The 12,616-nt window shown below is 60.9% G+C and carries 10 protein-coding genes and 2 pseudogenes; 2 read left to right on the top strand and 10 right to left on the bottom strand.

The genetic code is table 11. The features are described 5' to 3' along the window. Window positions 1-68: 68 nt before the first annotated feature. From JFU48_RS22990 to JFU48_RS30640, 4 genes and pseudogenes are all read right to left on the bottom strand, one after another. Window positions 69-503 (bottom strand): YqaA family protein, encoded by a 435-nt coding sequence (locus tag JFU48_RS22990; RefSeq protein WP_103483316.1) that lies wholly within the window; start codon window positions 501-503, stop codon window positions 69-71. After that, window positions 503-949 (bottom strand): DUF411 domain-containing protein, encoded by a 447-nt coding sequence (locus JFU48_RS22985; protein WP_201137769.1) that lies wholly within the window; start codon window positions 947-949, stop codon window positions 503-505. Before JFU48_RS22985 ends, JFU48_RS22990 begins: the two co-directional genes overlap by 1 nt. A 453-nt stretch (window positions 950-1,402) precedes the next feature. After that, window positions 1,403-1,930, bottom strand: a pseudogene (locus JFU48_RS30645) (methyl-accepting chemotaxis protein); the annotation flags it as partial. 333 nt (window positions 1,931-2,263) lie between these two features. Then, window positions 2,264-3,394, bottom strand: a pseudogene (locus JFU48_RS30640) (HAMP domain-containing protein); the annotation flags it as partial. 380 nt (window positions 3,395-3,774) lie between these two features. Between JFU48_RS30640 and JFU48_RS22975 the strand changes: the two are divergent. Next, window positions 3,775-4,302, top strand: a complete 528-nt coding sequence (locus JFU48_RS22975; RefSeq protein ID WP_003224565.1) for a hypothetical protein — start codon at window positions 3,775-3,777, stop codon at window positions 4,300-4,302. A gap of 48 nt (window positions 4,303-4,350) precedes the next feature. Here the strand turns inward: JFU48_RS22975 and JFU48_RS22970 are convergent, their stop codons facing one another. From JFU48_RS22970 to JFU48_RS22950, 5 genes are read right to left on the bottom strand one after another with little or no spacing between them, the layout of a single operon-like run. Beyond that, on the bottom strand, window positions 4,351-5,274 hold the full coding sequence (locus tag JFU48_RS22970) for a GNAT family N-acetyltransferase (RefSeq protein ID WP_201137767.1): 924 nt from the start codon (window positions 5,272-5,274) through the stop codon (window positions 4,351-4,353). Continuing rightward, window positions 5,274-6,563, bottom strand: coding sequence for a phenylacetate--CoA ligase family protein (locus JFU48_RS22965; RefSeq protein ID WP_201137766.1), 1,290 nt, complete (start codon window positions 6,561-6,563; stop codon window positions 5,274-5,276). Before JFU48_RS22965 ends, JFU48_RS22970 begins: the two co-directional genes overlap by 1 nt. 48 nt (window positions 6,564-6,611) lie before the next feature. Then, window positions 6,612-9,014 (bottom strand): acyl-CoA reductase, encoded by a 2,403-nt coding sequence (locus JFU48_RS22960; RefSeq protein ID WP_201137765.1) that lies wholly within the window; start codon window positions 9,012-9,014, stop codon window positions 6,612-6,614. A 1-nt stretch (window position 9,015) separates the two neighbouring features. Further along, window positions 9,016-10,146, bottom strand: a complete 1,131-nt coding sequence (locus JFU48_RS22955; RefSeq protein ID WP_201137764.1) for a LuxE/PaaK family acyltransferase — start codon at window positions 10,144-10,146, stop codon at window positions 9,016-9,018. A 9-nt stretch (window positions 10,147-10,155) separates the two neighbouring features. Continuing rightward, the gene (locus tag JFU48_RS22950; RefSeq protein WP_201138521.1) at window positions 10,156-11,412 is read right to left on the bottom strand and encodes an MFS transporter; all 1,257 of its coding nucleotides are present in this window, start codon (window positions 11,410-11,412) and stop codon (window positions 10,156-10,158) included. A 555-nt stretch (window positions 11,413-11,967) separates the two neighbouring features. Here JFU48_RS22950 and JFU48_RS22945 point away from each other — a divergent pair. Beyond that, on the top strand, window positions 11,968-12,156 hold the full coding sequence (locus JFU48_RS22945; RefSeq protein WP_201137763.1) for a hypothetical protein: 189 nt from the start codon (window positions 11,968-11,970) through the stop codon (window positions 12,154-12,156). Between the two features lie 18 nt (window positions 12,157-12,174). Here the strand turns inward: JFU48_RS22945 and JFU48_RS22940 are convergent, their stop codons facing one another. Next, window positions 12,175-12,552: a fe2+ zn2+ uptake regulation protein gene (locus JFU48_RS22940; RefSeq protein ID WP_045122427.1), complete on the bottom strand. Its 378-nt coding sequence runs from the start codon at window positions 12,550-12,552 to the stop codon at window positions 12,175-12,177. Window positions 12,553-12,616 lie beyond the last annotated feature (64 nt).

Raw genomic sequence — 12,616 nt, 5'->3', positions numbered from 1 at the left:
AATCGACCGATGCTGGAACGCCCGGATTAGGGCGACGTTAACCACATGCAACGCCGTGGCGTGAATGTTCAACCGAGCCAGCCCAGGGTCAGCATCGCCACCACGGCGTAGCGCGCAGCTTTGGCCAGCGTGACGATCAGCAGAAAGCGCCCCAGCGGTTCGCGCATGACGCCGGCAATCAGGGTCAGCGGATCGCCGATCACCGGCAACCAACTCAGCAGCAGCGACCAATGTCCGTAGCGCTCATAATGTTTGCGCGCGGTGGCCATGTGTCTGGGGTTGACGGGAAACCAGCGTCGATTCTGAAAGCGTTCGAGGCCGCGTCCCAGCCACCAGTTGACCAGCGAACCGAGGACATTGCCCAGCGTCGCCACGCCCAGCAGGCCCCAGAGCCAGTAACGGTCACTGGCGATCAGACCGACCAGCAGCGCTTCGGATTGCAGCGGCAACAGCGTCGCAGCGCCGAACGCCGCCGCGAACAGCCCGACGTAACCGGCAGCCATCAGTGGGCCGGGTAGTCCGCCACCACCACATCCGTGCCGTCCTTTTTCAGGCCGATCACTTGATAGGCATCGCTCATACCGTCCATTTCCATGCCCGGCGAACCCATGGGCATACCCGGAGCGGCGATACCCAGCAGATCGTCGCGCTTGCTCAGGGCCAGCACTTGTTCAGCCGGCACATGGCCTTCGACGAACTTGCCGTTGATCAGCGCGGTATGGCAAGAGCCGAGGCGCGGTGGCACGCCGTGTTGCTGCTTGAAGCTGCTCATGTCGCTTTCGACGTGATCTTCGACTTTGAAGCCGTTGGCTTCGAGATGGCTGATCCATTTCTTGCAGCAGCCGCAATTGGCGTCGCGATGCACTTCGATCGGGATCAGCTCGGCGGCCTGGGCCAGGGAGGACAGGAGCAGGGCGCTGAGGGCGGCGATTCGCAAAGGGTTTCGCATGAGGGTTCTCGACTCGCAGACAATCCAGTGATGAGCAGTTGTAGTGAGGGGATTCAGCGAAACGTCGCACCGCCCCGATGGCCTGCGCAGCGGGCCTGAAAGGAGAGGCGCTTCGCGCCTGTCGGGGATAAATCCCCTCACTACAGGTCATTTTTCAAACGGCCATTTTGACCGGATTATCCTGCCGGGCATCAACGGAGTGTTTCAAGTTGATACAAGGCAGGCTGGCAGGATGATCATGGATCAAGCCTGACAGCCTGCTGAGCGGGAGATTACAAATCTGTCAGGCAGAATGGAGATGCGCTCTGTGGCGAGGGAGCTTGCTCCCGCTCGGCTGCGTAGCAGTCGCCAATCGGTCAATTTCGGCTTCCTGTTTATTCCGCTGCCAGAGTTGGGGCCGCTTCGCGACCCAGCGGGAGCAAGCTCCCTCGCCACAATAGACTGGTAGCGGAATCAACGGACTTTGAACCGCCCCATGATCGCGCTCACCCGGTTATTGGCTTCCAGCAGTTGGCGGGTGTTAAGTTCGCTGGCCTGGCCGCTGTGCACCAGTTCTTCGACCATGTGGCGGATCTGCACCATGCTGCGGTTGATCTCTTCGGTGACCGCGCTTTGCTGTTCGGCAGCGGTGGCGATCTGGGTGCTGAGGCTGTTGATGTGGCTGACCGAACCGGCCATTTCATCGAGGCCCGAGTTGACCCGCGCCGTGGCGTCAGCGGCGGACTGGCAACTGGCCTGCGTGTTTTCCATCGCGGCGACCGACGAACTCACGCCTTGGGTCAGTCGGGTCAACATCTCGTTGATTTCCGAGGTGCTGGCCTGGGTGCGGGCGGCGAGGGCGCGGACTTCATCGGCGACCACGGCAAAGCCGCGGCCCTGTTCACCGGCACGCGCGGCTTCAATAGCAGCGTTGAGCGCCAGCAGGTTGGTCTGCCCGGCAATCGCGCCGATCACCCCGAGAATTTCGGTGATGCGCTGCGCATCCTGCTGCATGTTTTCGACTTTCTGGGTGGCACTGGCCACCTCGTCGATCAAGGCCACCACACTGTTGGTCGCTTCCCCGACCACGACCCGCGAACGGTCGGCGTTTTCGTTGGCGCGCTGGGTGAACGCTGCGGTTTCAGCCGCGTTCTGCGCAACGCTTTCGGCGGTCGAGCTCATCTCGGTGATGGCGGTGACGGTCTGATCGGTTTCCGAAGCGTGGCGCAGCAGGATCTGGCTGGTGTTGGCCGACGTACGCTGCAGGTCATCGAGGCTCGAGGCCATGGCACCGGTGGCCTGCGTCACTTCGCCGATCATGTTTTGCAGGTAGGCAATGAAGGTGTTGACCGAGTGGCCGATGGCGCCCAGTTCGTCTTCGGCGCGGATGGTGATGCGGCGGGTCAGGTCGGCATCGCCGCTGGACAGCGAGTCGATGTTGGCCTTCAGGGCTTTCATCCGCGAAACCAGTTGGCGGATCGCATAGACCTGCAACAGCACCAGCAGGATCACCAGCGGAATCTGCAACAGGCTCAGGCTGCTGAGCACGTCGTCGCGCTGGGCGGTAAGCATCTTGGTCGGCAGGGCGGTAGCGAGGAACCACGGCGTGCCCTCGATCGGGCGCATGAAGAAGGTGCTGGCTTCGCCGTTGTTGTCAAACTCGACGCGTTGCGCCTGATCACGGTTTTGCAGGCCAGCCTTGACCTGACTGGCGAAGGTCGAGCCGGCGGCGAGTTCACTGATGTTCTTCAGCACGATCGGGCCGCTGATGCGCGAGCTGTTGCTGATGATCTTGCCGTCGGCCTCGACGATCAGCATTTCGGCGTTCAGGTCTTTTTCCTTGCGCGCCACCAGATCATTGAAGAAGCCCAGCGTCACGTCGATGGTCGATACGCCCCATGCCGCGCCGTTTTTCTGGATCGCCATGGCGCAGTTGGTGCGCGGTTCGGCGCTCGCATCATCCTTATAGGCCGCAGCCCAGGCGCACTGGCCGCGCGGGGTCTGCATGCCGCCCTTGTACCAGCTCTGGTCGTAGTAGTTGGGGGCGGCGTCGCTGTTCCAGAAAGTGTTGACCGCCAGTTTGCCCGAGGCGTCGCGGTGCCAGAAGGTGCTGAATTTGTTGCGCCCGGCTTCGCGCTGGCCCGGCAATGGCCAGATCCCGCCACCGAAAACTTTCTGCTCGCCGTATTGATCCACCAGCCCCGGCAGCACCGTATCGATGGCCGCGCTGTCGAGCAGCGGAATGGTCTGGGTAATGCTGCGCTGCTGTGACTGCACTTTGTTCAACTCGCCCTGAATCTGTTCGGCGACTTCGGCGATGCGGTTGAGTACCACCTGTTCTTCGGTCTGGCGCAGCTTGGGCGCGACCAGTTGGCTGATACCGACCACAGTCAGCACCGACAGCAGCAGGATGAACAGAACCAGAAACAGCGTGTAGCGAGCCTGAATGGTGCGGAATGCGGGCATGGATACCGGTCCTTGAGCTGCGATTTTTTATTGTGGGTCGAGGGAAAAACGGCGGGATTACACCAGCGTATCGTCGGCGAACGGCGAAGCTTTAGGTACTTTCGTGCAAGAAAGCGATGGGCTGACAGAAGGGCGTATCGACCTCGATACAAATGAATTCACCGGCACGTCAATCGGGGTGAAAAAGGAATCGGCAGCTATCGTCAAACTGCCATGAAGCCGCGTCACAGTGAACGTCTGGCGATTTGTATCTAGAATGTACAGAAATTGTAAGCGACCGCACTAAAAGGGTTGGTGCCATCACTGGGCCGGTAGATACTTCCCGGCATTCGAGTGGTCCAGCAAGGACATTTCATGGTTATTTCACAGGGAGTCTTCTCATGACGATCGGCATTGTCGGCGGCTGGGAGAGCAAGGCAGGGGTGCTGGTTCGCAATACAGGCGCGAAAAAGCAGGTGGCGCAGAGCGTCAAGGTGCAACAGATGCTGACCATGGTCGGCAACGATCCGAACGCGCTGAACACCGCTGAAATGGACAAGCAGGGCCTGCGCAAGAACATCAAGGGCTTTGATCCGGCGAACACCTCGGTCAAGCAACTGGGCAATCTGAGTGCCTTCCTGCGTGGCCGCGGGCTGATTTCGGAGATCACGTCCTTTACGTTGATGAACGCCGGCGACAAGTTCGACCGGTTCGGCGTGACCAAAGACGTCGATGCCAAATTCAATGCGCTGGAGTATTTCGCCACCCAGCTCGACGCGATCCAGACCAATGGCCTCAATGGCAATGCGTACGGCAAGAACCTGATCCCCGAATACAAAAAGGCGATCTACGTGCTGCAGAACCTGAAAACCTACGGTGAAGGCAACGCGCCGAAGCCTGTGGACCAAGGCGTCAAAGCCAAAGCATAAGCCGATCAAAAACGGCCCACCCATACGCTGGGTGGGCCGTTTTCGTTTCTAGCCCTGAAACCCTTCGCCGGTCTGCCGAATATGATCCTGCAAACGCTGCATGTGCGGGCAGTGCAACGTCAGCGTGGACGGCTGACAGCCGCGATGAAACAGCGCCAGCCAGCCTTCGCTGCGTTCATCGGGGACAATCCCGGTGAAGGCGAAACCTGCAGCCGCGAGTTTTTCCAGTGAGCTGGAAAACCCTTGGGCGAGTCTGAGCCGGATCGAAATCAGCCAGTGCGCCGGCAGTTGCACCACTTGCTTGAGCAAGCTGTCATCGAGCTCTTTGAGCACCATGTCATAGCGCCCCAATGCACGTTCGAAATGCACCCTCGGACCTTTCCACGGCACGGCTTTATCGCTGGTCCCGAAAGCTGATTCCAGATGCGACATCAATTCCCGGCAATCCTGTGGCCAGGCCAGTGCCGGCAGCGGGCGACGGTAGCCGTCTATGGTGCGGTGGCCGACAACGATCGTCTCACGCCCCGGCCCGCCGAACGGAGAGGGTGCGTAGTCCGGCAACAGTCCAATGCTGTGGAACCCGAGACCGGCGGCCATGCGCTGTGTGTAGGGATGGTGCGTGACCTGTTTGATTGTCACGCCCTGGCAATCAAGCGCCTGTGCATGAATCAATAACTGCTGGCCCAACTGTGTGGCGATGTTTTGCCCGCGAGTGTCCGGGTGCACCACCGTCAGTGCCAGTTCCGCAAGAAAGCTTCTGCCTGACTGGCGAAACAACGTCGCGTGCCCGCAGATTTTCTCGTTCACCACCGCTACCAGCGAGTGCCAGCGACCGTCGTTGTGGTTCTGGCTGATCATGCAGGGCAGATACACGTGCGGTTGAGGGTAATGATCGCCGTAGACTTCCTCGAACAGGCGACTGACGGCCGGTGCGTCAGCGATGCGGTAGCGTCGCAGGGTTACCGTGTCCATCATTCTCGCCTCGGGCGCGGGTTTTCATAATCGCGCCGGTCGACGACCCTCTGCCGCTTGCCAGAACGTGGATGACAAGTCAGTTCATCGCCTGCACAAGCGATGACGTGCAGATCGAGCAACTGATCGTTGTGCAGAGTCCCGATCAGCGGGTATTGGTCGATCAGCGCACGGCGCAGTCTTGAGGTTGTCAGGGAAATGTCATGCGTTAGCGTACCCGGCACCCACCGCAGGCTCAGCAGGTCTTTTTTCCCCTGCTGTTCGATGACCAGTTGCCAGTTGTCGCTGGTGCCGACGCTTTGCACCAGATCGCCAATATCACCCGTGTCCAGGCTCAGTACACCTACTCGAACACGCTGGCTGCTCATGCCGCGTCCCATCAGGGCGAATTTGCGCATCGGGGTTCCGCTCGGTTCGCGCCAGCACGCCAGGTCGCCGACGGGGTAGCGGATCACCGGCATCAGGCGACGGGTGAGGTTGGTCACCACCAGCCTGCCGTTGCGGTTGCATTCTTCGATGACCTCACCGCTCACCTCGTCGATGATCTCCAGCAGATTGTGCCGCTCCAGCATCCGGTGTTCGCCCAAGGCGCAATCGCGGGCACTGATGCCGATCAGCCCGGCATCGACGCTGGCGTAGCCGATGGAGGCGATACGCGCGTTCGGGAACACCCGATGGAGCAATTGCAGTTGCGCGGCGAACAGGCTTTCACCGCCATAGAGCAGGGTTTCGATACCCTCCAGCACAAGTGACTGACGCTCAAGCCAAGCGGCCAGTTTCAACAGTTGTGCCGGTATGCCAGCCAGCACATTGATCTGGTAGGCAACGATCGAGTCGACCAGTACCGCGCTGTCGACGGCTCCGGTGAAGGGAAACTCGCTGACGGCTGTCTCGACATGGGCCAGGGCGTCGTGGACGAATATGAAACTGGCATACAGATCCCCGACGAAAAACAGGTTGGCAACCCGGTCCCCGGGGTTCAGCTGCGCCGTGAGGTGGCTGCCGAAATCGTGTACCAGGGTTTGCCATTCTGCGCGGGTAAATAGCGACAGTTTGCCCGCGCCAGTGGTGCCTCCGGTCTTGAAGATCAGCGCATCGTTCAGCGGGCCTGTCAGCACCGGCCATTGCCGTGGATTCTGGCTACCTAGCCAGTATTGCTCAGGGTCAATCTCGGGCAGTTCGCTCAAGGCGCTGATGGGCATCGCGACTGCCTTGAGGTGTTCGCGGTAATACGCGGAATGTCGGCGGACGTAGCCGAGCAAGTCGTTCAATTCAACGGTCGTGTTCATGGTTTTATCTTATAAAAGTGGCGGGTGGCCGCGTGCAGGTCTCTGCTGTCAGCGGCGCGTATCAATCACTGTCGGCGTTTTGCCGCTGTGCCTGTTTCGAGCGAACTGCTCGATTGCACATTGCTCGATGTCGACCGTCAGCAATCCGCTTTGCATCAGCGTGGTCAGCGTCAGGTAATTCTGCAGTCGTTGCCGAGCCTGTTCCGGTGCCAGCGGGCAGCGCAGGCGCATGCGTTCCAGGCCGTCCGGGCCGTGATCGAGGACCAGTTGAAACGGCGCCTGCAGGTGCTGCGCCAGCGTCGCCAGCGAAATGAAGTCGGTGCCGATGCGCAGCAGCTTGCCGTGGCGTTGCAGCAGTTCGAAGCGCGGCGAAGTCAGGCCGCAGGCGCACGGGCCGGGGAGCCAGCGCCCGCTGTCACCGATGTCATAACGCTGCACGGACTGGCCCTGACGTGCCCGAGTGGTCACCAGCAAACGCCCGGGTTCGCCATTACTGACTGGCGTGTCCTGATCGAAATCGACGATTTCCAGATGCTGGATCTCGCTCATCAGGTGAAACGCGCCATCTGTTGTGGCCTGGCAGGCATGGCCGATGGGGCCGGCATCGACGCTGCCGTAAATCGCCGAGCGGATCAGGCTCACACCGCAGCTCTGCAGCAATTCGCGGGTTGGCTCACTGAGGTGTTCGCCGCCGAGAAAGACTTTTTCGATGCCACCATAGCGCCGCAATGTTTGCTGTTCGTTGAGGAACAGCCGGTGCAGGGTGGCGGGCATGCCGATCAGCACGGTGATCTGCTGTTGCTCGATCATCTGCGCGATCTCCCGGTAATCGTCATCCGCTGGCGCGCTCATTGGCCAGTGCCGGGCTTGCAGTTGCTCCAGCACCTTGGCAAAACTGGAGAAGCCGCCGTACAGCCCGCCGCTGAAGAACAGGTTCATCACGCGGTCCCGCGTCGGGGCCAGGCCGGCTGCCAGCAAACCATCGGCGGCGGCACGCATCTGACGCTGGAAATCGTCGTAACTGAAACCCGAAAGCACGGGGGTGCCACTGCTGCCCCCGGAGCGAAAATACAGCTGCGCCTGCGGGTGCGGCGGTCGATCGATGAACGTGTCCTTGTCCATGATCGGCACGCCGGCCAAGGGCGGTGGCGATGGCTGGCGATCCAGCGTGGCGTGGTGCGCCAGTGAGTTCGGCGTCAGGCTGACCGACACTCGGCGGCTCAGACGCTGCAAGGCGTAGACGCCGTCATGGGGTTCGCCGTCGTAGCCATCGTGGATGGCGGCGATCGGCACAATGCGGGTAACACCGGCGGCGATCAGTGTCCGCGAAAGCTCGGCGATCTGCGTCTCCGGGCACAGCAGGGCACAGCTTTGCAGCACGTTGCGCCACGGCAGCAACGTCGCGGTCAGCAGCTCGCGGGGCAGGGGCTTGAGCAACAGGCTGCGAAACAGCGCCGACGGTTCGAGCTGGCGGTCATGGCTCCAGATCACGCGCCACCCCGGCGCGCTCCAGACCCGGCCGGTGTGCCCGGCAAAACTCTGGGCCAGCCGCGCCATTGCCGTACAGGTAGTGATTTGCGAAGCCTCTTCAAGCGTCGGTGTGAGGGCCGGCCACTGCCCGGCGCGACGCTCGAACGCGACGGCCAGTTGGGCACCGATGTCGCTCAACACCGCTGCATCGTCACTGTCCACCAGCAACCATTGCGGGCTGGAGCAGGCTTGCTGATCGAGGCGGCACACCTCATCGACGATGGCATCGAGTACGGCGGGCGAGACCGCGTCCGGGGTCAGATAGGCGAAGCTGATGCGGTGCCCCCAGTCGATCCAGCGACAGCCTGGCGGCACCTGTTGGCGAATGGCTTGCAGCGCGGTTTCGCCACCCCAGGCCGCGACGCCGTTGGCGTGCTTGCACAGTTGGCCGATTTGTCCGGTAATCGTCGGCAGGACTGCCACGTGACCGTTGAGTTGCCCGCTCGGGTCGCAGTCGAGAAACGCCTGGAGCAAGCGTGCGGTAAAGCCGCCGTCGCTGCTGCTGGGGCGCAGCCAGTTGACGTTACCGCTCAGCAGACTTTCGATTACCGCACAAAATGCCAGCAGCGGCGCATTGGCGGGCGTGATGTGCACCACCAGGCCCAATGGGCTCCAGCGTTCGAAACGCGACTGGCGATAGTCGATGCGGCGCAGAGAGTCGGGTTGCAGGCCGAGCTCGCGATCAAGTTTGGTTTGCAGCGTGGCGGGCTGGCAGAAATCGATCAGGGCCTGGCGTTGTCCGGCATCAAGCGGCAGTTCCGGTTCTTCCCGTTGCAGGCGTTTGGCGAATGCCTCGGCAGTTGCGAGCAGCGTGCTGATTTCAAGGGGTGTCTGCAGCCGATTGGGCAGCTCCAGGTGAAGTTGCTGCAAGGCGCTTTCGAGGTTGCAGTCGGTGTGCAGCTTTCCGTTGATCAAGTACATGTCAGTGCCTCCCCAGCAGTTCGGAAGCAGCCATGGCGCAGCTTCTGGCGGCTGCGGTGCCGGCGCGGCCATGCAGGTGGAACCAGTCGCTCGCCAGACCGCAACCGCAGCTTGTTCCAGGATGCAGCGTCGCCAGGTCGCTCATGACCACCGCGTGGGCCGGGCTTGAGGAAATGTAGGGTGAGACCAGATTCAGCAGGCCGGATTGCCCATAGGGCAGAACTGAAAAGTCCACGGGGCTGCGCACGTAAACTTTCGCGTAGACCGGGACGTGAAAGCGATGATGGGCACATTCGATGTAAGGCACCGCGTGTTCGACGGCGCCATAGCCGTCGCGACAGTCCCGGGTATTGATGCCCAGCTGTTGCTGGATGCGCGCGTACAACGCTTGCTTGGGGACTTCTTCGGCGGCACGGGTTTTCCAGCCACCGCCGAAAAATGCCAGGGAACCTGCCGGCAATTGCACATCCGCCACATCCGTGGCACGCATGCGTTGCAGGGTCTCCCAGAGAAACGCCGGGAAGCCGAAAATACGCACCGGCAGGCCTTCTTCGGCAAATGCCTGCAGGGCCGCGATCACACCGAACAGATCAAACTGGTGACCGTCGCCGTTACGACGCAAGGCGTAAACCACCCGATTGGCGGGAGCAAAGCCGCACAGGAACTGATCGGTAAAGGACGTGCCCAGGGTGTTGGTCTGTTCTGGCTCGTAGCTGAGCAGCAAGTAGTTGCACGGTGCGTGCGGTGTTATCCAGCCGTACTGCGCGAATATCCGCTCGACCATGAACTGCGCTGCGCCGAGGCTGCGGGCGTCATAGCGCATGCGACTCTTCTGCCCGCTGGTGCCGGAAGAGGTCAGCTCCAGAGCGTCCGCGCCAGTCGGGCTGAGCAGCCTGTGTTGCTTGAAGAAATTGGCGAAAATCGGTGGCAGTTGCGACCAGTCGTCCAGCGTGTCGAGATCATCGACATCGATTGAGTGGGCGCTCAGCCAATGGCCGTAGCCAGGCGTATGGCGAGCGTGGAACCGGGTGATTTCGCTCATGGCCTGATTGAACAGGCCCGTGGGTACGGAGTCCGGGCAATAGGGCTTCGGCAATGCGCAGAGCGCGTCGCCATGGGGGAATCGAGTCATCGAATATCCTTATTGATGTGCGTTGGGCGCCGCGGGTGTCGCAGGGTTGTGGCGCAGAAGACGGTAGAGCAGGGGCAGGCACAGCAGGCCGCCGAGGGCTGCCCAGAGGCAGAAGGATTGCAGGTTGTCGCCGCCGCCAACGATGGCAATGAGCGAACCGCCGATGCCCATCACGGCAATCGACAGCATGCCGATCATGGCCGAGACCAGACCTTTGCCATCGGGGCTGGAGAACAGCGCCAGCCGGTACAGTGCGGCGTTACTCATGCCCAGCCCCAGCGCATACATGGCCAGACCGGCGACGGTCAGTGCCAGGGAAGTCGTACTCAGGGCCGCGCCGATCAGCGTCAGCAGTCCGAGACAGAATGGCCACAATGCCAGACCAATCACCCGAACCAGTGTGTGCCCGGCGAGCAATCGATCCAGCAGCAGATTGCCGACGATCACCGCCGAGAACACCGGGATCTGCCACAGGCCGTATTCCAGCGCAGACAGCTCCAGCCGCTGCATGAGCAACACCGGCGCCAGACCGATCCAGGCTATCAATGGCAGGCTCATCAGGCCCAACGCCAGACTGCTGCCGACGAATCGGCGATTGCGCAGCAGCGCGAAGTAACCCCGGCGGATTTGCCTGAGCGAGAACGGCGCAGGGGCCTGTTGCTGGACATCGCGGCGCGTGACGCCGATCGTTTCCGGCATCCAGGCCAAGAGACCGAGCCAGACAACGGCACTGGCCGCTCCCAGACCGAGAAACATCTGCCGCCAGCTCAGCCATTCCAGCAGCAGGCTGCCGAGCAACGGACCAAGCAGCGGCGACAGCAGCGCCACATTGCCCAGCAGTGCCATGAGCCGCACCGCATCGGCTTCGCAGAATACTTCCTGCAGCGCCGGGTAGCTGACGGCGACGACGAATCCCAGACCCATGCCTTGTATCAGACGCAGCACATTGAACGCTTCAATGCGCTGCGTCATGACCGCGGCGCTGCACGCTAGGCCAAACAGCGCACAGCCGAGCAATAGCGAGCGACGTCTGCCGTAACGATCAGAGAGCGGGCCGATCAGCCATTGCAGGCACACGCCGCCGATCAGATACAGATTGAACGCATTGGGTACGTGACGGGCATCGGCGTTGAACTCCTCAGTGACCGTCAACATGGCCGGCATGATCATGTCGCTGGCCATGTAGGTGAGCAGTTCAAAAGCGGTAATGGCCAGGCAGAATCCAACTGTCTGCACGGGCGCCATTACGATCAAGGTTCTCTGCATAAACATCCCTGTTCCAGTGAGCGAGAAAGTTTGCAGAGACTAGAGGCAGAGTCGTCGCAGCATCCAATGCTTTGCTGCGACATGAAATTTCAAATACTTACAGCGTATTTAAGTGAATCAATACGCGTGTCGAACAGCCGTGACTGGCCGGTCGGCGTGCCAATAAAAATGCCCGCTGGCGGGCGGGCATGGTTTGCTCTGAAAAGACTTTTACCGCTGCTCTTCCGGTGCTTTCAGACACACCGAGATGCGAACAATCCTGTTCTATCGATGGTAATAACCGGGACCTTCCTGGTAGCGATGGTGGTCGTCATGCCAGCCTCCGTGAGGGAAGAAGAAGCAGCCACTCAAGGTCAGGATGGCAAGGAGGGGAATCAGCCAGGTGATTCGACGGAACATTTCAAAATCCTCATGGTTACGCCGTCATGAAGCCAAAACTCTTCATCGGCTGTAACATGAGACCGCGTTCGCCCCGGCCCATCCCCGCAACACGGTATGTGCATGGCATGCAACCGGATACAAACCGGATACATTTGAAAGTTTCAGGAACCCGCAATGACTCAGAAGCAACGTTTCAAATACTCGATCCTGATCGCCCTGTCGGTGCTGGCGATCATGCTCGGCCTGTCCTGGCTGCAGAACGCCGGGATGATCAGTCAGAAGATGTTCCAGTACATCGCCATCGGTGTGGCGGTGGTCGTGGTGGTGATCAACGCGGTGATGCGCCGCAAGGTCAAACCCTGACGGCGATCGCGGGACGCTTCAATCGTGATTGAGCACGGCAGCAGCCTGTGGATGCAGGCTGTAACTCTTGTCCGGGTTGAAGGTGACCACACCTTCGGCACACAGACGCTTCAACACTTCGCGCACGCTGAGGAAGGACAACGGAATATCCAGGTCCAGCAACTGGCTGTGCACGCCGCGCACACCAAGGCGCCGTTCGCTTTGCGCGGCGACCAGCAAGGCGTCGATGACTTTCAGGCGAATCAGGCTGGTGCGCAGACCGAAGCTTTTGAGCAGCAGGCGAATGCGCTCATTGCCTTGTCGCTCGGGGCTGGGTGCGAAACTGCTCGCGCGGGGACTCATGGAAGCTCCTTGTGACGCCTGGCTACCGTCCGTTGGTAGTTGCGAGTTGTACATGGGATTACTCCTTTCAGAGCCTGGTCAGGAAACGTTTTGGCTGCTCTCAGTAAACAAGACGTTT

This window comes from Pseudomonas sp. TH49, assembly GCF_016650625.1.
Taxonomy (GTDB): domain Bacteria; phylum Pseudomonadota; class Gammaproteobacteria; order Pseudomonadales; family Pseudomonadaceae; genus Aquipseudomonas; species Aquipseudomonas fluorescens_H.
Note: the sequence above shows the minus strand (reverse complement) of the source record. Positions and strands in the feature narration are given on the sequence as shown.

Excerpts from the sequence above, each read along its gene's own strand:
- JFU48_RS22990 (WP_103483316.1), bottom strand. The coding sequence starts at position 503 with ATGGCTGCCGGTTACGTCGGGCTGTTCGCGGCGGCGTTCGGCGCTGCG.
- JFU48_RS22985 (WP_201137769.1), bottom strand. The coding sequence starts at position 949 with ATGCGAAACCCTTTGCGAATCGCCGCCCTCAGCGCCCTGCTCCTGTCC.
- JFU48_RS22975 (WP_003224565.1), top strand. The coding sequence starts at position 3,775 with ATGACGATCGGCATTGTCGGCGGCTGGGAGAGCAAGGCAGGGGTGCTG.
- JFU48_RS22970 (WP_201137767.1), bottom strand. The coding sequence starts at position 5,274 with ATGGACACGGTAACCCTGCGACGCTACCGCATCGCTGACGCACCGGCC.
- JFU48_RS22965 (WP_201137766.1), bottom strand. The coding sequence starts at position 6,563 with ATGAACACGACCGTTGAATTGAACGACTTGCTCGGCTACGTCCGCCGA.
- JFU48_RS22960 (WP_201137765.1), bottom strand. The coding sequence starts at position 9,014 with ATGTACTTGATCAACGGAAAGCTGCACACCGACTGCAACCTCGAAAGC.
- JFU48_RS22955 (WP_201137764.1), bottom strand. The coding sequence starts at position 10,146 with ATGACTCGATTCCCCCATGGCGACGCGCTCTGCGCATTGCCGAAGCCC.
- JFU48_RS22950 (WP_201138521.1), bottom strand. The coding sequence starts at position 11,412 with ATGCAGAGAACCTTGATCGTAATGGCGCCCGTGCAGACAGTTGGATTC.
- JFU48_RS22945 (WP_201137763.1), top strand. The coding sequence starts at position 11,968 with ATGACTCAGAAGCAACGTTTCAAATACTCGATCCTGATCGCCCTGTCG.
- JFU48_RS22940 (WP_045122427.1), bottom strand. The coding sequence starts at position 12,552 with ATGTACAACTCGCAACTACCAACGGACGGTAGCCAGGCGTCACAAGGA.